The following is a 19655-nucleotide window of genomic DNA, read 5'->3' as shown; positions in this document are numbered from 1 at the left end:
GATAAAAATTTCGTTTAGAAAAACATCTCCCGCGTAGTGTTGGCACTGCCCCTAGCGGCGGCGAAGAGTTGCTTCGAATAAGGTTCCACTAACCGATAAACTGTAATTTGTAAAAAGTGCGTGGATAAATTCATAGAAGTCTCCATAAGGTAGATGAATCAATCTTATGGAGGCTTTTATATTTTTATGTCAATATAAAGGGATTTTTCACAGTCCCTTTTGCATGAAGAAGATTTTGCCTTTGGCAAAATTGGAACAATGGCGTTATAATATAGAAGATTATATGGTAAGGGAAGTGTTGAGCAGGTGAAGCGGAATAATCCCATAACGAAAATCCAGCAACATATTGTTGAATTTTATCATAAAAATCCATTCTTGGAATATATTCATGCGGAGGCAGTGCCAGTGGCAGATGGCGGCGTTCAGTTAGAACTGAACGTGGAGTCTGAGCATACCAATCTTTATGGCATCATCCATGGTGGAGCTTTGATGACCCTGGCGGATACAGCTATGGGGGCAGCTGCACTGGCACGAAATAAAAAAGTCGTAACCATGAATCTTAGCATGGATTTTATGCATTCTGTACCGATGACAACCCGGATTATTGCTACGGGTGCGGTTCTTCACGATGGCCGCCATACGATGACGCTGGAGAGTGAAATCCGTGATGAAGCAGGAAAACTATTTGCCAAGGCGCATGGTACTTTTTATGTATTGGGGCGTTTTGTTGACGATTCGGCCGAATAACGCGTATAATTATTTACATAATTGCAGATTTCGACGTCTTTTTACTGGGGGGTTGTACAATGACTGAGTTAACCTTGTCCAAGGCAAAAGAAATACTTGCCAAACATACGACGGAAGCACACCTTTTCACGCATGCAGCTGCTGTCAGTGCCGCTATGGGGGCAATGGCAGATCATTTTGGGGCCGATAAAGAATATTGGGAAGCAATCGGGTATCTGCACGATGTCGATTATGAGAAGTTTCCCGATGAACACTGCCATCATGTGCGGGAATTACTGGAACCGGAAGGTGTGGGAGAAGAAGTAATTCAGACGATTATTTCCCATGGCTGGGGAATCACTACGGATGAAAAAGAGCCTGTAACCGATATAGAAAAGAGCCTCTATACCGTGGATGAGCTCACGGGAATTGTTCAGGCTTATGCACTTATGCGCCCAGAAAAAATGGATGGGATGGAATTAAAATCCTTCAAGAAGAAATTCAAGGATAAGAAGTTTGCTGCCAAATGCAGCCGGGATACGATCAAAAAGGGAATGGAGATGCTTGGGATGGAACCGTCAGCGGTGATGCAGTGCTGCATCGACGGGATGCAGGCCCATAAGGAGGAGTTAGGTTTTTGATTGATGAACATGAATGGCGAAGCGTATTGCAGGTCGCAGAGGATGGGACATTTTCTGCTGCCGCTAAACACCTTTATGTTTCACAGCCGTCGTTATCGCAGTGTATCAAGAAGATAGAAGGAGAATTGGGGGAGGCTCTTTTTGATCGCAGCCAGACCCCCTTGCAGCTCACGCCTGCTGGAGAGATTTATGTGGAAAAGGCGCGGCAGATTCAGCGGTTGAAGCAGGAACTGGTAAAAGGAACGGCGGACCTTTCGGAGCTTCGGACGGGAAATCTCTGCATCGGCAGTTCGCGGACGCGGTCTTCCTGTTATCTGACTCAGCCGCTTATCGATTTCCATCGGACTTATCCTGGAATTCGTCTGACGGTGCGGGAGCACAGTCTGCGAGAGCTCAAGGAAGATGTGCTGGCAGGAACGGTGGATTTTGCGCTGCTTTATGAGCCGCTGCCCGATAAGAATTTTGCCTCGATACCGCTTTTAAAGGAAAGAACTCTGCTGGCAGTGCCGATGGACCATCCCTTTGCTGCCCGCTTTGGCGGCCGGCAGGTGACGCCTTATCCGACGATGTCGTTTGCCCGCCTGCACAAGCAGCCCTTTATAAAACTACAGGAAAGCCGGCGGATGGCGCAGATTTATCGGAATCTTTGCCAGGAAACACAATGTGAACCTGATGTGGTTTTTGAGGCCAACAGCATCATCGATGCCGCCGAGCTTTGCATGGCAGGACTGGGCATTACCCTGGTTACGGATATGCTGGTGCGCGGCTGGCACTGGAAAGAATCCCCGTTCTTCTTTGAATTGGAAGAAAATGTGGAGGAGCGGCAGTTGGTGGCAGCTTATGGCCGGGGACAGCATCTCTCTCAGGCGGCCAAAACATTTATTTCGCTGTTGAAGCGATAGGAAAAATTTACAAGGAAATTTTTTTCGAGGAGCATTTGCTCCTCTTTTTTTACTTATAAGAATTTCGAATAGTCAATATAAGCAGCATGTATTTCCCCGATAGCTTTTTTTTATGTAAAATAATTCTAGTTAATGATTTGAGAAAATTGTTGTGTATTGGGAAGTGTTTAGGAGGGAATACTATGTCGAAGGAGATTTCACGTCGTACCTTCATAAAGGGCGCGGCAGCAGCCGGTGTCGTTGTGGCTGCAGGTTCTTACTTCACCTGGAATGGTAATAATATTCCAGAAAAAGTCAAAAAAGGTGACGTTACCTATGATGTTTTGATCATCGGCAGCGGTGGTGCTGGTATGCGTGCAGCTTTGGCTGCGGCAGAGAACAAGAATCTTAAAGTCGCTGTCATGACGAAACTCATTCCGACGCGCTCGGCTTCGACGATGGCTCAGGGTGGTATGAACGGCGTTACTGGTGTTACCGATAAAGCAGATACGGTTGAATCGCATGTATTCGATACCATCAAGGGCGGCGATTATCTTTGCGATCAGGATGCCGTAGAATATTTTGCAGAACGTGCTGGTGCTAACATTTACGAGCTTGACTATATGGGATATCCCTTCAACCGGCAGAAGGACGGCTGCTTCCATCAGCGCAAGATGGGCGGCCATTCGCATGCACGTGCTTCTTATTTCGAGGACCGTGCTGGCCATGCTATGGTTCACACGTTGTTCGAGCAGTGCCTGGACAAGGGCATTGATTTCATCTCGGAGTGCCAGATGCTTGAGATCAGCATGGGCGGTGAGAAGAATGACCAGCTCAACGGCGTTATCGCTATGGATATGCGTTCGGGGAATCTCATCGGTGTTCCGGCTAAGGCGGTTGTCATTGCGACGGGCGGCTATGGCCGTGTCTATTGGATCCGTACGTCTAATCCGTACAGCTCCACGGGCGATGGTATCGTTGCCGGCATGAATGCGGGTATCCCGTTCAAAGATCCGGAGATGGTACAGTTCCATCCGACGGGCCTTTCGGCTAACGGCGTCCTGCTCTCCGAGTCCAGCCGTGCCGAGGGTGCACAGCTCAAGAACAAGAATGGCGAGCGCTTTATGGCGAAATATGCACCGGAAAAGATGGAGCTGGCAACGCGTGATATCGTAGCGCGTGCTATTGCAACGGAGATCGAGGAAGGCCGTGGTATCGGCGAAGGCATCCATGCCGGCGTCTACATGGATTTCACAGTTATTCCGGCTGAGCGTATCCGCGAGCGTCTGGGTCAGGTGGCTGACCTTTCCAAACGCTTTGCTGGTGTCGACATCACGAAAGAGCCAGTTCCTATTGCACCGACCTGCCATTATTCCATGGGCGGCCTCGAGATGGCTGACTTCCATACGGGTGAGTCCCGTGTACCGGGCATCTATGTTGCCGGTGAGTGCAGCTGCGTGTCCGTACATGGTGCCAACCGCCTTGGTGCAAATTCCCTGTCGGAGGTACTCGTCTTTGGTCATACGGCCGGTGATGGTGCAGCCGCTTACGCAAAAGAGCATAATTACGCTGGCAGCCAGGACAAACTTGCTCAGGATTGCCAGAAATGGAAAGATAAATTCGAAGAAGTCACGAACCGTCCGGAAGGCTGCGGCAAGACCGTACCGGAGATTCGTGATGCCATGGTCAATACGATGTGGTACAAGGCTGGCGTATACCGTCAGGAGGACCAGCTGAACCAGGCTACCCAGGAGCTCAAGGCTCTCGAGGAAGAGTACAAACACTGCTATGTTGGTGACTCTTCTCATGTTTACAACACGGCTTTTGAACAGTATGTGGAGCTCGGCAACTTGCTGCAGATTTCCCATGCTATCGTACAGGGGGCACTGGCTCGTAAAGAGAGCCGCGGTGGTCATTCCCGTCGCGATTACCCGAAACGTGACGACAAGAACTTCCTCAAGCATACGCTTATCTTCAAAGATCAGAAGACGGGCGAATATCGTGCCGAGTATAAAGATGTCGTTATTACGAAATATCAGCCGAAAGAAAGGAAGTATTGATCATGGACGTAAAGCTTAGAATCCATCGCTTCGTTGAAGATAAAAAATGGGTGCAGGATTACACGCTCCCAGTTACGGTTGGCATGACGGTACTTGAGGCCCTGACGCAGATCAAAGAGCATCAGGATCCGACCCTTTCGTTTACCTGCTCCTGCCGTTCCTCCATCTGCGGCGCTTGTGCTGTTCGTGTCAATGGCAACGCCGAGCTTGCTTGCGAGATCCTCGTGGAGAACCTCATGAAACGCTATGATACGGATGAGCTCACCATTGAGCCGTTGGGCAACTTCCGCGTTATCCGCGATCTCATTGTCGATTGGGATCCGAAATATGCCCGCATCAAGAAAATCAAACCGACGGTTCATCCGAAAGATGAGTTCTCGGCTGAGGAAGGTTGCAAGCAGTCTCCGGAAGATTTCAACAAGTATAAGAAACTCGCGGGCTGCATCCTCTGCGGTTCCTGCGTATCCGAGTGCAACAAGAATGCGTTGAATCAGGAAGACTTCCTCGATCCGTTCGTTTTCGTCAAAGCTGCGAAGATCACGCGGGATTCTCGTGACAAAGATCCGAAAGAGCATCTCAAGGCGGTGGTTGATGCTGGTCTTTGGCGTTGCTTCAATTGCCAGGAATGCACGGCCAAATGCCCGAAAGGCCTCGACCCGGCCGGTGCCATTGAGAAACTCAAAGAGGCAACGTTCAAAATGGGCCTCGATGATAACGTCGGTGCCCGCCATGCGAAGGCTATCTATGATGATATCAGTGATTCTGGTACGCTTGACGAGTCGAAGCTCAACATCAAATCGGAGGGCTTCTTCGCCGCCGGTCTGCGTGCGCCGATGGCTCTGCGCCTCATGCGTGTTGGCAAGATGAATCCGCTGGACAGCCATCCGGTCAACAAAGAAATCGATACGATCCGTAAAATCGTTAAGAACGCAGAAGCAGCATCGAAGGAGGAGAATTGATTATGAAATACGCATTATTCCCGGGCTGCGTCCTCGAAGGCGCTGCTGCTGAAGCATATACTTCTCTGAAAAAAGTTTGCGAGAAGCTCGAGATTGAAATCGAAGAGATTCCAAACTGGACCTGCTGTGGTGCATCCCACGCTCAGGGGGTCGATGATTTGGCGGCATTGGCAGTCAATGCCCGTAACATTTCCATTGCTGAGAATATGGGCTGTGATATTATGACGGTTTGCAATACTTGCACGCTGCAGCTCCGTACGGCAAAAGCCCGTTTGGACAAGGATGAGAAACTTCGCGAGAAGGTAAATAATATTCTCAAGGAGTCCGGTCATCCGTATGAATACAAGGGCACGAGCCAGATTACGCATTTCCTTTGGATCCTTGATGACCATCCGGAACTCTTGGATGGCAAGATTGTAAATCCGCTTAATGGTTATAAAGTCGCTGCTTACTATGGCTGCCATATCCTGCGCCCGCAGGAGGTTATGGACCATGGTGACGGCAAACATCCGGAGTACATGGAACGTCTTGTTCGCAAACTCGGTGCAGAGCCGGTTTGGTTCGATGCAAATCGCAAATGCTGCGGTTTCCATGCACAGTTGGCTGCTGAGCATGATGTGCTCAAGGCTACGGGGCAGATTGTTGACAGCGCAGACCGCGCTGGTGCTGGCGCATTGGTTACGCCGTGCCCGCTTTGCCAGATGCAGCTTGATATGTACGAGCCGGAAGGCCGTGAAGCAGTTCATTCCCAGGCACAGGTTCCTATCCTGCACCTGCAGCAGCTCGTTGGTTTGGCCCTTGGCTTGACGAAAGAAGAAGTTGGCTTCAACCGTCATGTCTCTGCACAGGACAAACTGAAAATCGGCTGATAAATTACGCGTACCCTTTCCTAAATTTAGATAAACACACACATCACAACACAAAAGTGACAGGCTCACAAAGAGTCTGTCACTTTTGTGTTATACTGAAAAAAAATACAGGAGGTATGGGAGATGGCAAAGGTAGTTATTATTGGCGCGGGGCCTGCTGGTGTATCGGCAGCTCTTTATGCACGCCGGGGAGGCGCTGAGGTAACGGTGATTTCCAGTGAGAAAGATACCGGTAGTCTCATCAAAGCACACCAGATTGAAAATTACTATGGACTGGCCGAACCCGTAAGCGGGGCAGAACTGATTCAGCGTGGCATCCAGGGGGCCAAACGCATTGGGGTGGAATTTATCCAAGGCGATGTGGTGGCTGTGGCTTTTTCGGAAGATTTTCATGGGTACCAGGTGGAAACCGAGCAGATGAAATATCATGCGGACAGTGTCATTTTGGCTGCGGGAGCGGCGCATAAAACGTTGCCGATTCCTGGAATTCGTGAATTTGAGGGCAAGGGCATCAGTTATTGTGCAATTTGCGATGCGTTTTTCTATCGCCAGAAGCAAGTGGCCGTCATTGGCGCCGGGGAATATGCTTTCCATGAGGCGGCCGCTCTTCTTCCGCATGCGGCACAGGTAACTTTGCTGACCAATGGCGAAGATATTGCCGGCCGCCCTCCGGAGGCGTTAGTCCTTCGAAAGGAGAAGCTGGCAGCTGTGGAAGGCAGTGGACGGGTGCAGCGGGTTCGCTTTCAGGATGGTTCGCTTTTGCCTGTTGACGGTGTGTTTTTGGCCGTGGGGGTCGCTGGCAGTACGGAACTAGCCAGAAAGATGGGAGTAATGCTAGCGGGAAATGCCATCAAGGTAGATGAGCGTATGGCAACGAATATCCCAGGAATTTTTGCGGCGGGTGACTGTACTGGCGGATTACGGCAGGTAGCCAAAGCGGTTTATCAGGGGGCTGAAGCTGGATTGGCTGCTGTGCGTTATTTGCGGGAAAAATAAGTGTAAGCAGCATTAGACGCACCTTATATGTTTATGGTAAAATCAATACGAGCTTTTGAATGAAATAATGGATCTTGGTAGAATCGGGAAATGAGGAACGTGCAATGATCAAATTAATCTTGTCAGATATGGATGGTACCCTTTTGGATGAGGCAGGCCGGTTGCCGGCAGAATTCGATGCGATGATGGAAAAGCTTCAGGATCGCGGGGTTATGTTTGCTCCGGCCAGCGGGCGCCAATACCATTCTTTGGTGGACAGCTTCCATAAATATGCCGATACGTTCCTCTTTGTCAGTGATAATGGCACGATGGTTCGCCAGCATGGCGAGGAGCTTTTTTCCAATGTCATCGAGCGGAATAAGGCCCTGGAAATTGTTAACAGCATGAATGACAAGCCGGATATCTACAATGTTTTCTGTGGCAAGAAGAAGGTATATCTCTTAAAAGACAAACGGCCGGAAAAGTATATGGATGAACTCATGAAATACTTTCGCGAAATCGAGTTGGTGGATTGTTTCGAAACGATTGACGATGATCCCATTAAGATTTCTTTCTTCACGGCCGCAGGAGATGCGGATACGAAGATCTTTCCCCTGCTCGAGCATTATGCCGATTCGATGCAGGTGGTGTTGGCAAGCGCCTTTTGGGTAGATATTACCAATATAGGCGCGAATAAGGGTATGGCAGTGCGCAAAATCCAGGAACGCCTCGGCCTGGCACCGGAAGAATGTGCGGCCTTTGGCGACTATATGAATGACAAAGAGATGCTGGAGTCGGTTTACTACAGTTATGCGATGGCCAATGCTTATCCGGCTATCAAGGAGATTGCCCGCTTCACGGCTAAGAGCAATGCTGAGGCTGGCGTTATGGATAAGATTCAGCAACTGTTGGATGAAGGCTTATGTTGATGCTGTGGACTGGAAATTTCGCTTTAATGATATTATAAGGGAAATATAAGAAAAAACATCATTTTCGTTTAAGGAAGCTCCAATTCTAACTTCCTATACTTTAAATTGAGGAAGGGAAATACCCGAGATAAATAATTTGAGGTAAAGGAGTCAGGAATATGAAATTTGATAAAAAGAAAGTTACTGCATTGGCAATGGCTGGCATGATGGGATTTGGTATTGCTACGGTTTCGCTGTCGGGAGTTTCGGAAGCGCATCGTCACCATGCTCAGCAGACCTTCGAAGATGGAACCAGCAATAAGTATAGCCATCGCATCAACGAAGAGGATATGACGCATAAACAGAATGTCCGCGCGCTCAGATATCAAAAGCGCAAGGGACAAATCAGCGAGAAAGAGTACAACCGCCAGCTTCGGCAGGAGCAGGAGCGTCATGATAAAATCATCGAGGGAATCAAAGATGAATATGAGGCGCATAATCCGCATAAAAGCAAATGATTCAAAATGCCGGTTTTGACCGTCAGGCAGAGGCCTGACGGCTTTTTCTTTATATTGCATATTGCCAGATGAAACGGTATAATCAATAATAGGAAACTATGGACAAGTATACGCTTTAGGACTTATTCAGGGAAACGAAAAGCAGGTGATATATTATGCCGATGAAAATAGATAATATGACGACGAAAGGGCCGTCGATCTCGTTGAACCGCAGCAGCGAGGATGAGCGCGTCCGCGATATGGATACTGATTTTGGTACGGAATTGCGTAATCAGGAAGAAGCGGTGACGACCGAGCAGCTCGACAAGCTGCTGCGGCAGATTGATGAGCAGGGTGCGCGGCTTTCAAAGACGCCAACGTATGATGAATTGAAGTCTTATCGCACCCTCATCAAGAATTTTGTGGGGGAAGCTGTCAATCATATGTATGAGCTCCATACACAGGTTGGCTGGGACCGCATGGGACGGCAGAAGGTGTACACCACGGTCCGCAAGATCGACAAACGGCTAGAAGAGATGGCGGAGAAAATCCGTCTGGGGCAGGCCAGTCAGCTGGATATTGTAGCCAGTCACGATGCAATCCGCGGAATGCTCGTGGATCTTTACATGTGATGGAACTCAATTGGAATAAGATTATCGGGCATGAGAAGCAAAAAAATGAGCTGCGGACCATGCTTCGGGAAGGCCGGCTTCCTCATGCCTTGCTTTTCACGGGACCTGCTGGAATTGGCAAGAAGATGCTGGGGCGGATGCTTTCGGCGGCAATTCTTTGTGAGGTAGACGATGGTCCCTGTGGTCATTGTGAATCCTGTCAGTCGATGCGGCTGTCCAGGCATCCCGATTATTATGAGGTATTGCCGGAAGTTCGTGGCAAGTCGGCAAAGGTAATCCGCATAGAACAGATTCGTGAGATGCAGACGATAGCTTCCCGTTATCCGGTTATGGGCAAGAGCCGGGTAGTGCTCATCGATGAAGTGGAGTGTATGAATGAAGCGGCAGCGAACAGCCTCTTGAAGACTTTGGAGGAGCCAGAGGGGCAGGTTACGTTTATTCTGGTTACCAGTGCACGAAGTTCCCTGCTGGACACCATTGTTTCCCGTTGCATGCCGGTAGCGTTTGGCATGCTGCCGGTGGAGGCAATGACGACTGCCTTGCAGGAGCGCGGTGTTCCGGCAGAAGATGCGGCTGAGTTATCCGCGTTGGCGGATGGAAGCTTGGGCCGGGCGGTGACACTTTTCGAAAATGGCGGCTTATCGCTTCGCAACGATGCCTTGTCGGTCCTATCGCAGCTTGATGCGATGGATATGGAGAAATTATGGCAGTTGGCAAAGGAAAAAGGCGATATGGAACGGGAAAAACTCGAGGAGTGGTTCCTGTATTTTAATATGCTCCTCCGCGATATGCTGGTACTTTATGAGGATGGAGCGAGTCCGCTTCTATATCATCAGGATTGCCGCGTACAGCTGGCACAGCTTTTGCCGCGTTTCCCAGAGTATAAGATCTTTGCGATGCTGCGGGAAGTTCGTCAGATGCAGCGCCGCTTGCAGGCGAATGTAAATCTGCGGTTGCAGATGGAAGGTTTTTTATTGCGTATACGCGATTTGACATAAAGGTTGTAGGAGGATAATTTTGCAGAAAATCATCGGAGTCCGCTTTAAAAAAGCGGGAAAGATATATTATTTCGGCCCGGGCAATTTGGAGATTGAAGCAGGACAGCGCGTTATCGTAGAGACTGCCCGTGGCATGGAGTGCGGGCTGACAGTCCTCGGCCCCCGGGAGGTAGAGGACAGCGAGGTCATGCAGCCGCTGAAGATTGTCCATCGGATCGCCAATGCTTCCGATCTTCAGCGTTTGGAGGAGAACAAGAAGCGGGAGAAAGATGCTTTCGGCATTTGTGAGAAAAAGATTCAGGAACACAAATTACCGATGAAGTTGGTCGAAGTCGAGTATACCTTCGATATGAACAAGATTATCTTCTACTTTACGGCCGATGGCCGTATTGACTTCCGCAATCTGGTCAAGGATTTGGCGTCGGTATTCCGTACCCGTATCGAGCTGCGCCAGATTGGCGTTCGCGATGAGGCAAAACTCATGGGCGGGATTGGCTGTTGTGGTCGTCCCCTCTGCTGTGCCTCGTTCCTGGGGGACTTTGAGCCGGTTTCTATCCGCATGGCCAAAGAGCAAAACCTTTCCTTGAATCCAACCAAGATTTCGGGAATTTGCGGCCGCCTGATGTGCTGCCTTAAATATGAAAATGATTGTTACTGCGAGAACTGCCATAAGAAGCCGAAAAAGGTCTTGGCACCGACGCAGGGCAGCCGCGTGGTATCCCTGGAGGGGGAAGGCAAGGTTATCTCCCTCAATCAGCAGCGCCGCACGGCAACCATTCTCTTGGATAACAGCCGTACCATTGTCGCTTCGTGGGAAGATGTTATTGAAAAGGACGAGGACAGCGACCTGATGGATGGTTTCGAGGTTCCGCAGGAGGAAATCATCGCGGCACCGGAGACGCGGGAAACCAGCGGCAAAACGCAGGAACAGCAAGAGCGTCCGCGCCACGAACGCAACCGCCGTCCGCGTGAGAAGCGGAAAGACGATGGCCGGCGTGAGAACCGTGAAGGCAAGGAAAATAAAGAGCATCGCGGTGGAAATTCCCATGGTCGTCGCCGTCCGCGGGGCGAGCATGAGAAACAGAACCGCGAAGGTGGCAATCGCCAGCGCCGTGAACGCCGTCCACGGGGAAACCGGGAAAAGAGCACGAGTGGCAATAATGGTGGAGGAAGAGAAAACAAAGAATGAGAGACGTCAGCCTGAAAGAAAATGAACGGCTTGACGATTTGATGAGGAGCGGGCGGCACATCATCCAGAATACGCAGGAATTCTGCTTTTCGCTGGATGCAGTGCTGCTCGCCCACTTTTTATCGTGGAAAAGCCGGCAGCGGGTCTTGGATTTGGGGACGGGGACAGGTGTGATTCCCTTGTTGATTGCGGATGAAGTAGCCCGTGTCGATGCCATTGAACTGAACGAAGTCATGGCGGATGTAGCGGCCCGTAATGTTTGGATGAATGAACTCGATGAGAAGATTTTTGTGAAAGCTGGCGATTATCGTCAAATCCGGGAGCTTTATGCCCCGGAATCTTTTGATGTGGTTGTTGCCAACCCTCCGTACCGCCCTGTAGCGCATGGACAGGTCAATCAAATGTCAGGTGTTGCCAGAGCCCGTCATGAGTTTACGGCTACGCTCGATGACGTGGTCCGGGCGGCGCGTTTTGCCCTGCGTTTTGGAGGCAGGTTCGCCATGGTTCATTTGCCGGAACGGCTGGGAGAAATTATCGTAAGTCTCCATGAGCATCAGATGGAACCCAAAAGACTGCAGATGGTTCAACCGAAAGACGGTAAGGCTCCGAATATGATGCTGATTGAAGCTGTGGTAGGTGCTGCTCCTGGCGGGCTGAAGGTATTGCCGCCACTCATTGTTCATCGGGAAGATGGCAGTTATACAGAAGAAATCCTGCAGATTTATGGCATGGAGGAAGGGAAAGAATGACAACGGAAGAGAAGAGGGGCACGCTGTATCTGTGCGCAACGCCAATCGGCAATTTGGAAGATATGACTTACCGTGCGGTGCGAATGCTGGGGGAAGTGGACTTGATCGCAGCTGAGGATACACGGCACACGCGGCAGCTGTTGACGCATTTTGATATTCATACGAAGCTGACGAGTTATCACGAACATAATAAATTTACCAAAGGACCAGAACTTATCGAATACCTGCAGCAGGGCCATGACTTGGTCTGTGTCAGTGATGCAGGGCTGCCGGGGATTTGCGATCCTGGCAGTCATTTGGCGGAATTGGCCATTGCGGCGGGGCTTCGCGTGTCTCCATTGCCCGGATGTAATGCCGGCCTTTCGGCACTGATTTGCTCGGGGCTGGATACGACGCTGTTCACATTTGTGGGCTTTTTGCCCAAGACGGCAAAAAAACAGCAGGAAACCTTGACACGAGTCAAGGGCTATGAGGGAACCTTGATTTTCTATGAGGCACCGCATCATCTGAAGGCAACGCTCAAGCAACTCGAGTCTGAACTGGGGAATCGCCGGGCGGTGCTGGGACGAGAGCTTACCAAGAAATTTGAGGAATTTCGCCGTGGCAGCTTGCAGGAACTTTTGGCATATTATCAGGAAAATGACCCGCGGGGAGAATATGTCATTTTGGTGGAAGGTGCCAGTGAAGAGACGTGCAGCATGGAAGAAGATACGCTGCCCAAGGACCCAGTAATTCTTTGCCAGCAATTGATGGCAGCCGGTTTGGATAAGAAGTCGGCTATGCGGGAAACGGCCAAGAGATTGGGAATTAGCCGGCGGGACGTATATCAGGCGATGCTGGCGGATGAAGCAGAATAAACGAGAACAGGGATTTTTCAGAATAATGCTGATGGGCCATTTTGCCTTTGGCAAAATGGCAGCAATGGCGTTATAATAGAAAAGATAGACGAAAACCCGAATCATTAGCGGGTTATTATAAGGAGGATCATTTTCCATGACAGAGAAAAAAACATTTTACATTACGACACCGATTTATTATCCGAGTGCGAAGTTGCACATCGGTCATGCGTATTGCACGACGATTGCGGATTCCATTGCTCGTTTTCATCGTTTAGCTGGTGAAGATGTGTTCTTTCTGACCGGATCGGATGAACATGGTCAGAAAATCCAGGAGAAAGCAGAAGAACAGGGAATTAAGCCAATCGAGTATACGGATAAAATCGTTGCCGGCTTCCAGAATCTCTGGAAACGCTTGAACATCAGCAACGATGATTTCATCCGCACGACAGAGAAACGTCATGAGAAAGTGGTCCAGGAAATCTTCCGCCGTATTTACGCCAAGGGGGATATCTATAAAGGTTCCTACAAAGGCCTTTATTGCACGCCGTGTGAGAGTTACTGGACGGAGCACCAGCTCGATGAAAATGGCTGTTGCCCGGATTGCCATCGCCCCGTTCAGGAGGTGGCGGAAGAAGCATACTTCTTCAAAATGAGCAACTATCAGGATAAAATCCTTGATTATATCGAGACGCATCCGGATTTCATTCAGCCAGCTTCCCGCCGCAATGAGATGATCAATTTCATCAAACAGGGCTTGGAGGACCTCTGCATTTCGCGTACGTCTTTTGACTGGGGCATTCCCGTTCCTATCGATGAAAAACACGTTATCTATGTTTGGTTCGATGCACTGACGAACTATTTGACGCCAATCGGGTTCCTCGATGATCCGGAGAAGTTCAACAAGTTCTGGCCGGCAGATCTGCACTTGGTCGGTAAAGAAATCGTCCGTTTCCATACCATCATCTGGCCGTGTATCTTGATGGCACTGGATTTGCCACTGCCGAAGAAAGTCTATGGACACGGCTGGTTGATTGTCGATGGCGATAAGATGTCCAAATCGAAGGGCAACGTAGTGGATCCGATTGGCCTTATCGATGAGTTCGGCGCAGATGCTATTCGCTATTTCCTGCTCCGCGAAATCAATTTGGGACAGGATGGCAACTTCTCGCGTGATGCCCTTATCCAGCGCATCAACAGCGATTTGGCTAACGATTTGGGCAATCTGCTGCATCGTACCTTAAATATGATTGGCAAGTTCCAGGACGGCGTCGTGTTATCCCCGCAGGGAGAGAGTGAAATCGATAAGTCCCTGAAGGCTGATGCTGCGGAAACGGTTAAGTTCTTTGATGAGAACATGCAGAAGATGGAATTGTCCCTTACCATCAAGAAGGTTTGGGCCTTTATCAGTCGTGCCAACAAGTATATTGACGAAACGGCACCATGGGCCTTGGCAAAGGATGAAACGAAGAAACAGGAACTGGCGAACGTCATGTACAATCTCGTGGAATCCCTGCGTCATATCAGCGTGCTGATTGAACCGTTTATGCCAATTACGGCTGAGCGCATTTGGCAGCAGCTCAACCTGCCCCAGGCTTTTGCCGAGGTACAGCTTGATGACATTCGTGCGTGGGGCGGCACGCCGGCGGATCTCAAGGTTGGTACGCCGGAACAGCTCTTCCCGCGCATTGAAGTGGAGAAAGAGGAACAGCCGAAACCGGCCAAACAGCCAAAACAGAAAAAAGAGAAGAAGGCAGAAAAGAAGGCAGACAGCGGCGAAGTTACTTTTGATGAATTTAGCAAGGTACAGCTTCGTGTCGTCAAAGTCTTGGAGGCTGAGCCAGTTCCGGAAACGGAGAAACTGCTGAAACTCAAGGTGGATTTAGGCACAGAACAGCGTGAGCTGGTATCGGGAATTGCCAAACACTATGCTCCGGCTGATCTCATCGGCAAAAATGTCGTCATGGTGGTAAACCTTAAGCCGGCGAAAATCCGTGGCGTTGTTTCGCATGGTATGGTTCTGGCTGCATCGGCAGGAGAGGATTTAAAAGTTCTGTCCGTGGATATGCCGGTAGGAGCTATCGTAAAATGATAGAGTTTGTCGATACGCATACGCATCTGAATGATGCAAAATTTTGCGGGCATGAGCAGGAAGCAATCGAACGAGCTCGGGAAAACGGCGTGACGCGTATCATCAATATGGGCGACACGTTGGAATCCTCTGCGAAAGCGGTGGAACTGGCAGTGGCCTATGAGGGCGTTTATGCTGGAGTCGGCATTCATCCTGAAGAGGCTTTTTTGCTGTCAAGCCGTGAAGATGATCAGTTGGCAGCTTGGACGAAACAGCCGCGAGTCGTGGCCATTGGCGAAATCGGCTTGGATTATTACTGGGAAAAAGACCAGGAGAAACGCCAGCTGCAGCAGCAGGTGTTTATTCATCAGCTCGATTTGGCCCGTCAGCTTCATCTGCCAGTTTGCGTCCATGACCGGGATGCGCATGGGGATACTCTTTCCATCATCAAGCGGGAAGGCAAGGGAATTTGCGGAGTCATGCACTGCTTTTCAGGAAGTTGGGAAATGGCGCAAGAGCTTTTGAAATTGGGCTGGTACATTGGTGTGGATGGCCCGCTGACCTTTAAAAATGCTGCCAAGCTGCCGGAAATCGTTCAGAAATTCCCGTTGGAGCGCCTGCTGATAGAGACGGATGCCCCTTATATGGCTCCGGTCCCTATGCGCGGCAAACAAAATGAACCAGCGTATGTTCGGTTTGTGGCTGCGAAAGTAGCCGAAATCAAGGGCATTTCGATGGAAATCGTGGCAAAACAAACCTCACATAATGCGGAGGAATTATATGGGCTTTAACCCCTAAAAATCATGGTTTTTTAGCAAAAGTGGTGGACAACCTCACGAAAGAGGCCTCCACCACTTTTCTATTCCCATTTTTCAGCTTATTTTCAGCGTAAAGTGGGAGAATAGATACGTTGGATTTGACAATCAAGTTTGCCACATGGTATACTTCTTGAAGTTCTTCACGCGAATTTAAAAGGGGGCTTTCAATGAGTTTAAAGAAACTTATTACATTCAACAAAAAAGAAAAGAAATTGGTGCTGTGCTTAATGCTGGCAGCCATGATGATGATGACCACGGGTTTTACCCGCAATACGATTCCAACGAATATTCACCAGGTATCCATCGAAGTGGATGGACGTACCATTACTACCAATACTACCCATACGAGCCCGGATTACATCCTTGCCCGGGCTGGCGTGAAACTTAGCGCCAATGACGAATTCCATATGGAAAAAATCAATGATAAGAACACGAAAATCACAGTTTACCGTGCGGTCCCGGTAACTGTATCGTACGAAGGTCAGAAAAAGGAAGTTATGACCAGCAAACAGACCGTAGGTGACGCCCTGATCGAGTTGGGCTACAACCTGGAAGACGTGGAGGCGGCTCCAGGGCTGGATACGAAAATTGAGGAGAACTTAGACATAGTTGTTAAAGACAATGCCGCTAAACTTCAGGCATTGGCTCTGAAGCGTGAAGAGATGATGAAACCCAAAGTACAGACGGAGAATGGCTCGACGAGCTATCGCGCGGTCTATACGATGGAAGCAACAGCATACCTGCCGACGGATGGCAGCCCTGAAGGCCTTACGGCGATGGGGATTCCTGCTACGCGTGGTGTGGTTGCCGTTGACCCGCGCGTTATCCCGCTGGGTTCCCGCGTGTATATTCCGGGGTATGGCATTGCCATCGCTGCGGATACGGGCGGAGCAATCCGTGGGGAACGCATCGACCTTTGCATGGAAACTTATAGTGAGTGCATGAACTTTGGTCGTCGCGACGTACAGGTCTACGTATTAGACTGATTGTCAATTTAAAAGGGAAGCCTTTCCGAATAAATCGGAAGGGCTTTTTTTTTATTGGCAGGAAAATAGTATGAGGTGTTTTCGGTGAAAATGTATTAATTAATCTACTTTTGTAACATTTATTAACATTTTTTAAAAGAATTATGCTATAATTATTGTTAATTGATAGCAGCTGGTTATCTTGACGGGTTCAGCTGTTCAAACCACCGAAAGGACGCATGTTGATGGACCAAAGCAAGACCGTCGTCTTGACGAAAAGAATATTGAGGGAATACTACGAGTTTGGGAATATCGTTGACATCCAGAAATTATTTACGGAGGATGTCATTCTTTTTGGTATTCATTCTGAGATCTACGCGACGGGGAAGCTAAAGGCAGAACAACTCCTGAGGAGGATGCATCAGGATATCGATTCCTGTCGTGTTACCAAAATGAAATGTGTGGAAAGTGACACGGAGGAAGGTATCACCGTTCGGGTCAATGTGGTTTATTCGACGAATGAGCGCATGCGCAACATGCATCAGGTGTTAGTAATTTTCCGTGACACCGAAGTGGGCCGGCAGATCTGTGGGATGCACTTCCAGCGGGATATGCGTCAGGAATTGACGTATCAGGTGGTAAGTTCGCGGATTTTAAATCGTGGTGGTGAAAACGAATCCACGATGGAAGAAATCGTGGACATGGTTTCCTCCTATGTTAACTGTGCCTACGTGCAGTATCGCCCGGATAAGGGGCTGCCGCTTGACTATTACAGCGAGGAATTGTGGCGAATGCTGGGTTATGCGTCAAGTACGGATTTTGGCGCGGGCCTTGAGGGACAAATCCAGCGAATTATCCATGCCGATGATTTGGTTCCCAGCCGGGAAGAAATCAAACGGCAACTTCTCAAAACAGATACCTATCAGGTGGAATACCGTCTTTGCCGCCAGGATGGCAGCTATATCTGGTGCATGGAGTGTGGTCGTTATGTTTTTGACAAGCGATCAGGGGTAGGGATATTCAATGCGGTTATTACGAACCTGTCGCCACTTAAACAGACCCATGCGACGTTTTTGTATAATCTTCGCCATGATCGTTTGACGGGGTTATATAATAAGAAAGCTTTTTGCCGGCGTACGGCGGAAATCCTTGATGAGAATCCCCATACGGAGTTCGAAATCATGCGGTTCAACATTGCTCGGTTCAAGGTCATCAATGACTTGTTTGGTGAGGAAATTGGCGATAAGCTTTTGAAATATGTGGCGCATTTTCTGAAGAGTATCCGCTTGGAGCCCTGTGCTTATGGGCGGCTTTATGCGGATAATTTCCTGCTTTGTTATCCGACGGCGAATAATGTGCGGGAACATCTCATTCACTCGCTGCAGATGCTAGCGGAATCCTTTGCTTTGGATTATCGGATTGAATTTTATTTTGGTGTTTATACGGTACGGGATCCAGAGCTTTCCGTTACGACTATGCTGGATCGTGCATCGATGGGACTTTCCCGCGCCCAGCATAATGGATTGGTGCTATGCGGTGAATACGATGAAGATATGCGCGAATGCATTGTCAACGAGCAGGTTATTGTAAATAACATGCATGGGTCATTGCAGCGGGGAGAATTTTTGGTTTATTTACAGCCGAAATACGAACTCATGAGTGAAAAGGTCGTAGGTGCTGAGGCTTTGGTGCGTTGGCTTCATCCCCAGTTGGGCTTTATTTCGCCAGCAAAATTCATTCCAGTTTTCGAGCAGAACGGATTTATTTACCAATTGGATAAATATGTCTGGGAACGGGCTTGTCAGCTTCTGCGCGAAGATATGGATAAGGGGCGTCCGATTCTGCCGATTTCGGTCAACGTATCGCGAATTGATTTGTATAGTCCCAATATCGTTCAAGTATTTGAGAATCTCATTCGGAAATATCGGATTCCACCACGTTATCTGGAATTGGAGCTTACGGAAAGTGCTTATGTGGAGAATCCGCAGCAGATTATCGAGATTGCTAAGCAGCTTCAGGGAAAGGGATTCCCCATTTTGATGGATGACTTTGGCAGCGGGTATTCGTCACTCAATATGCTCAAGGATATGCCCGTAGACATTTTGAAGATTGACCTCAAATTTTTGGCAGACAGTGACAAAGAGGATAATGGCCGTGGCGGCAATATATTGAATTCCGTGGTTCGCATGGCCAAGTGGCTTCATATCCCGGTTATTGCTGAGGGCGTTGAGACCCAGCAACAGGCTGATTTTTTGCGGACGATTGGCTGTGAATGCGTTCAAGGGTTTTTCTATTCCAAGCCGGTGCCGGTGGACGTCTATGAAGGTTTGGTAGACCAGGGGTATAGCAACGAACCGGTACTAGTGCCGCTGGGAACGGATGATACGGCAGATATGATGACTATGTCGGCGCAGTTGACCGTGTTGTTTAACAGTTCGGGCGGAGCTATCGGACTTTATGAGCTCGTGGGCAACAGTTTGGAAATCCTGCGTGTCAATGATGGCTATTTCAAATTGTTTGGGGACCCGCGGGAAAAGGTTTATGGTCCCGATAATCAGATTATGGACCGGATTGTGGTAGAAGATCACGACAAATTTTGGCAGTTGATTCATGAGGCAGCCAATAAGAAAACTGGCTGCGAAGGTGAGATTCGCCGTTGTTGCAGTGATGGCCGCGTTGTTTGGATACGGGTTCGAGCCAGCATCATTTGTGTTGAGAACATGCGGACGCTTCTGTATTTGGTCATGGAGGATATCACACCGCTGGCCAAGGAAAGGGCCCAGCTGAAAGAACTGCGGGAACGCCTGCGGGCAATCAATCCAGAGGCAGTAGCAAAATTTGAGCAGGAATATCATTTGTAGGTCAAAAAAGGAGCGCAATG

The 19655-nt window shown here is 49.2% G+C and carries 18 protein-coding genes; all 18 read left to right on the top strand.

All coding sequences use genetic code 11. The features are described from left to right. Window positions 1-306 precede the first annotated feature (306 nt). The 18 genes from T504_RS0106545 to T504_RS13850 all read left to right on the top strand — a co-directional run bounded on the left by T504_RS0106545 (window position 307) and on the right by T504_RS13850 (window position 19635). Window positions 307-747: a PaaI family thioesterase gene (locus T504_RS0106545; RefSeq protein ID WP_033170260.1), complete on the top strand. Its 441-nt coding sequence runs from the start codon at window positions 307-309 to the stop codon at window positions 745-747. A 59-nt stretch (window positions 748-806) separates the two neighbouring features. Beyond that, window positions 807-1367, top strand: a complete 561-nt coding sequence (locus T504_RS0106540; protein ID WP_033170259.1) for an HDIG domain-containing metalloprotein — start codon at window positions 807-809, stop codon at window positions 1365-1367. Continuing rightward, window positions 1364-2269 carry a LysR family transcriptional regulator gene (locus tag T504_RS0106535; RefSeq protein ID WP_033170258.1) on the top strand — a complete coding sequence of 302 codons (906 nt, stop codon included), beginning with the start codon at window positions 1364-1366 and terminating at the stop codon, window positions 2267-2269. Before T504_RS0106540 ends, T504_RS0106535 begins: the two co-directional genes overlap by 4 nt. A gap of 182 nt (window positions 2270-2451) precedes the next feature. Continuing rightward, window positions 2452-4308, top strand: coding sequence for an FAD-binding protein (locus T504_RS0106530; RefSeq protein ID WP_033170257.1), 1857 nt, complete (start codon window positions 2452-2454; stop codon window positions 4306-4308). A gap of 2 nt (window positions 4309-4310) precedes the next feature. Beyond that, window positions 4311-5267 (top strand): succinate dehydrogenase/fumarate reductase iron-sulfur subunit, encoded by a 957-nt coding sequence (locus T504_RS0106525; RefSeq protein WP_033170256.1) that lies wholly within the window; start codon window positions 4311-4313, stop codon window positions 5265-5267. Between the two features lie 2 nt (window positions 5268-5269). After that, entirely contained in the window at window positions 5270-6136 is an 867-nt protein-coding gene (locus T504_RS0106520) for a CoB--CoM heterodisulfide reductase iron-sulfur subunit B family protein (protein WP_033170255.1), read from the top strand. Between the two features lie 123 nt (window positions 6137-6259). Next, a complete protein-coding gene (locus T504_RS0106515) occupies window positions 6260-7132 on the top strand; it encodes an NAD(P)/FAD-dependent oxidoreductase (RefSeq protein ID WP_033170254.1) in 873 nt (290 codons plus the stop codon). Window positions 7133-7236: 104 nt separating this feature from the next. Continuing rightward, window positions 7237-8040: an HAD family hydrolase gene (locus T504_RS0106510; RefSeq protein ID WP_033170253.1), complete on the top strand. Its 804-nt coding sequence runs from the start codon at window positions 7237-7239 to the stop codon at window positions 8038-8040. Between the two features lie 158 nt (window positions 8041-8198). Then, window positions 8199-8537 (top strand): hypothetical protein, encoded by a 339-nt coding sequence (locus tag T504_RS0106505; protein ID WP_033170252.1) that lies wholly within the window; start codon window positions 8199-8201, stop codon window positions 8535-8537. Window positions 8538-8692: 155 nt separating this feature from the next. Further along, complete coding sequence (locus T504_RS0106500) at window positions 8693-9148, top strand: YaaR family protein (RefSeq protein ID WP_033170251.1); 456 nt, start codon at window positions 8693-8695, stop codon at window positions 9146-9148. Further along, a complete protein-coding gene (gene holB, locus T504_RS0106495; protein WP_033170250.1) occupies window positions 9148-10146 on the top strand; it encodes a DNA polymerase III subunit delta' in 999 nt (332 codons plus the stop codon). Before T504_RS0106500 ends, holB begins: the two co-directional genes overlap by 1 nt. A gap of 19 nt (window positions 10147-10165) precedes the next feature. Further along, window positions 10166-11335, top strand: coding sequence for a PSP1 domain-containing protein (gene ricT, locus T504_RS0106490; RefSeq protein WP_033170249.1), 1170 nt, complete (start codon window positions 10166-10168; stop codon window positions 11333-11335). Continuing rightward, window positions 11332-12084 (top strand): tRNA1(Val) (adenine(37)-N6)-methyltransferase, encoded by a 753-nt coding sequence (locus T504_RS0106485; protein ID WP_033170248.1) that lies wholly within the window; start codon window positions 11332-11334, stop codon window positions 12082-12084. The genes ricT and T504_RS0106485 overlap by 4 nt, the downstream gene beginning before the upstream one ends. Then, window positions 12081-12941 (top strand): 16S rRNA (cytidine(1402)-2'-O)-methyltransferase, encoded by an 861-nt coding sequence (gene rsmI / locus T504_RS0106480; RefSeq protein WP_033170247.1) that lies wholly within the window; start codon window positions 12081-12083, stop codon window positions 12939-12941. Before T504_RS0106485 ends, rsmI begins: the two co-directional genes overlap by 4 nt. A 136-nt stretch (window positions 12942-13077) precedes the next feature. After that, complete coding sequence (gene metG, locus T504_RS0106475) at window positions 13078-15012, top strand: methionine--tRNA ligase (RefSeq protein WP_033170246.1); 1935 nt, start codon at window positions 13078-13080, stop codon at window positions 15010-15012. Continuing rightward, window positions 15009-15782 (top strand): TatD family hydrolase, encoded by a 774-nt coding sequence (locus T504_RS0106470; protein WP_033170245.1) that lies wholly within the window; start codon window positions 15009-15011, stop codon window positions 15780-15782. Before metG ends, T504_RS0106470 begins: the two co-directional genes overlap by 4 nt. A 194-nt stretch (window positions 15783-15976) precedes the next feature. Further along, the gene (locus T504_RS0106465) at window positions 15977-16795 is read left to right on the top strand and encodes a G5 and 3D domain-containing protein (protein WP_033170244.1); all 819 of its coding nucleotides are present in this window, start codon (window positions 15977-15979) and stop codon (window positions 16793-16795) included. Between the two features lie 224 nt (window positions 16796-17019). Beyond that, window positions 17020-19635, top strand: coding sequence for an EAL domain-containing protein (locus tag T504_RS13850; RefSeq protein ID WP_051635240.1), 2616 nt, complete (start codon window positions 17020-17022; stop codon window positions 19633-19635). The last annotated feature ends 20 nt before the right edge of the window (window positions 19636-19655 follow it).

The organism is Selenomonas sp. ND2010 (assembly GCF_000702005.1).
Taxonomy (GTDB): Bacteria; Bacillota; Negativicutes; order Selenomonadales; family Selenomonadaceae; genus Selenomonas_A.
The sequence above is the reverse complement of the archived record's forward strand: the minus strand, read 5'-3'. Positions and strand labels throughout refer to the sequence as shown.

Bases quoted from the DNA above. Each gene is read 5' to 3' on its own strand.
- T504_RS0106540 (WP_033170259.1), top strand. From the start codon at position 807: ATGACTGAGTTAACCTTGTCCAAGGCAAAAGAAATACTTGCCAAACAT.
- T504_RS0106530 (WP_033170257.1), top strand. From the start codon at position 2,452: ATGTCGAAGGAGATTTCACGTCGTACCTTCATAAAGGGCGCGGCAGCA.
- T504_RS0106525 (WP_033170256.1), top strand. From the start codon at position 4,311: ATGGACGTAAAGCTTAGAATCCATCGCTTCGTTGAAGATAAAAAATGG.
- T504_RS0106520 (WP_033170255.1), top strand. From the start codon at position 5,270: ATGAAATACGCATTATTCCCGGGCTGCGTCCTCGAAGGCGCTGCTGCT.
- T504_RS0106515 (WP_033170254.1), top strand. From the start codon at position 6,260: ATGGCAAAGGTAGTTATTATTGGCGCGGGGCCTGCTGGTGTATCGGCA.
- T504_RS0106510 (WP_033170253.1), top strand. From the start codon at position 7,237: ATGATCAAATTAATCTTGTCAGATATGGATGGTACCCTTTTGGATGAG.
- T504_RS0106505 (WP_033170252.1), top strand. From the start codon at position 8,199: ATGAAATTTGATAAAAAGAAAGTTACTGCATTGGCAATGGCTGGCATG.
- T504_RS0106500 (WP_033170251.1), top strand. From the start codon at position 8,693: ATGCCGATGAAAATAGATAATATGACGACGAAAGGGCCGTCGATCTCG.
- holB (WP_033170250.1), top strand. From the start codon at position 9,148: ATGGAACTCAATTGGAATAAGATTATCGGGCATGAGAAGCAAAAAAAT.
- T504_RS0106485 (WP_033170248.1), top strand. From the start codon at position 11,332: ATGAGAGACGTCAGCCTGAAAGAAAATGAACGGCTTGACGATTTGATG.
- rsmI (WP_033170247.1), top strand. From the start codon at position 12,081: ATGACAACGGAAGAGAAGAGGGGCACGCTGTATCTGTGCGCAACGCCA.
- metG (WP_033170246.1), top strand. From the start codon at position 13,078: ATGACAGAGAAAAAAACATTTTACATTACGACACCGATTTATTATCCG.
- T504_RS0106470 (WP_033170245.1), top strand. From the start codon at position 15,009: ATGATAGAGTTTGTCGATACGCATACGCATCTGAATGATGCAAAATTT.
- T504_RS0106465 (WP_033170244.1), top strand. From the start codon at position 15,977: ATGAGTTTAAAGAAACTTATTACATTCAACAAAAAAGAAAAGAAATTG.
- T504_RS13850 (WP_051635240.1), top strand. From the start codon at position 17,020: ATGGACCAAAGCAAGACCGTCGTCTTGACGAAAAGAATATTGAGGGAA.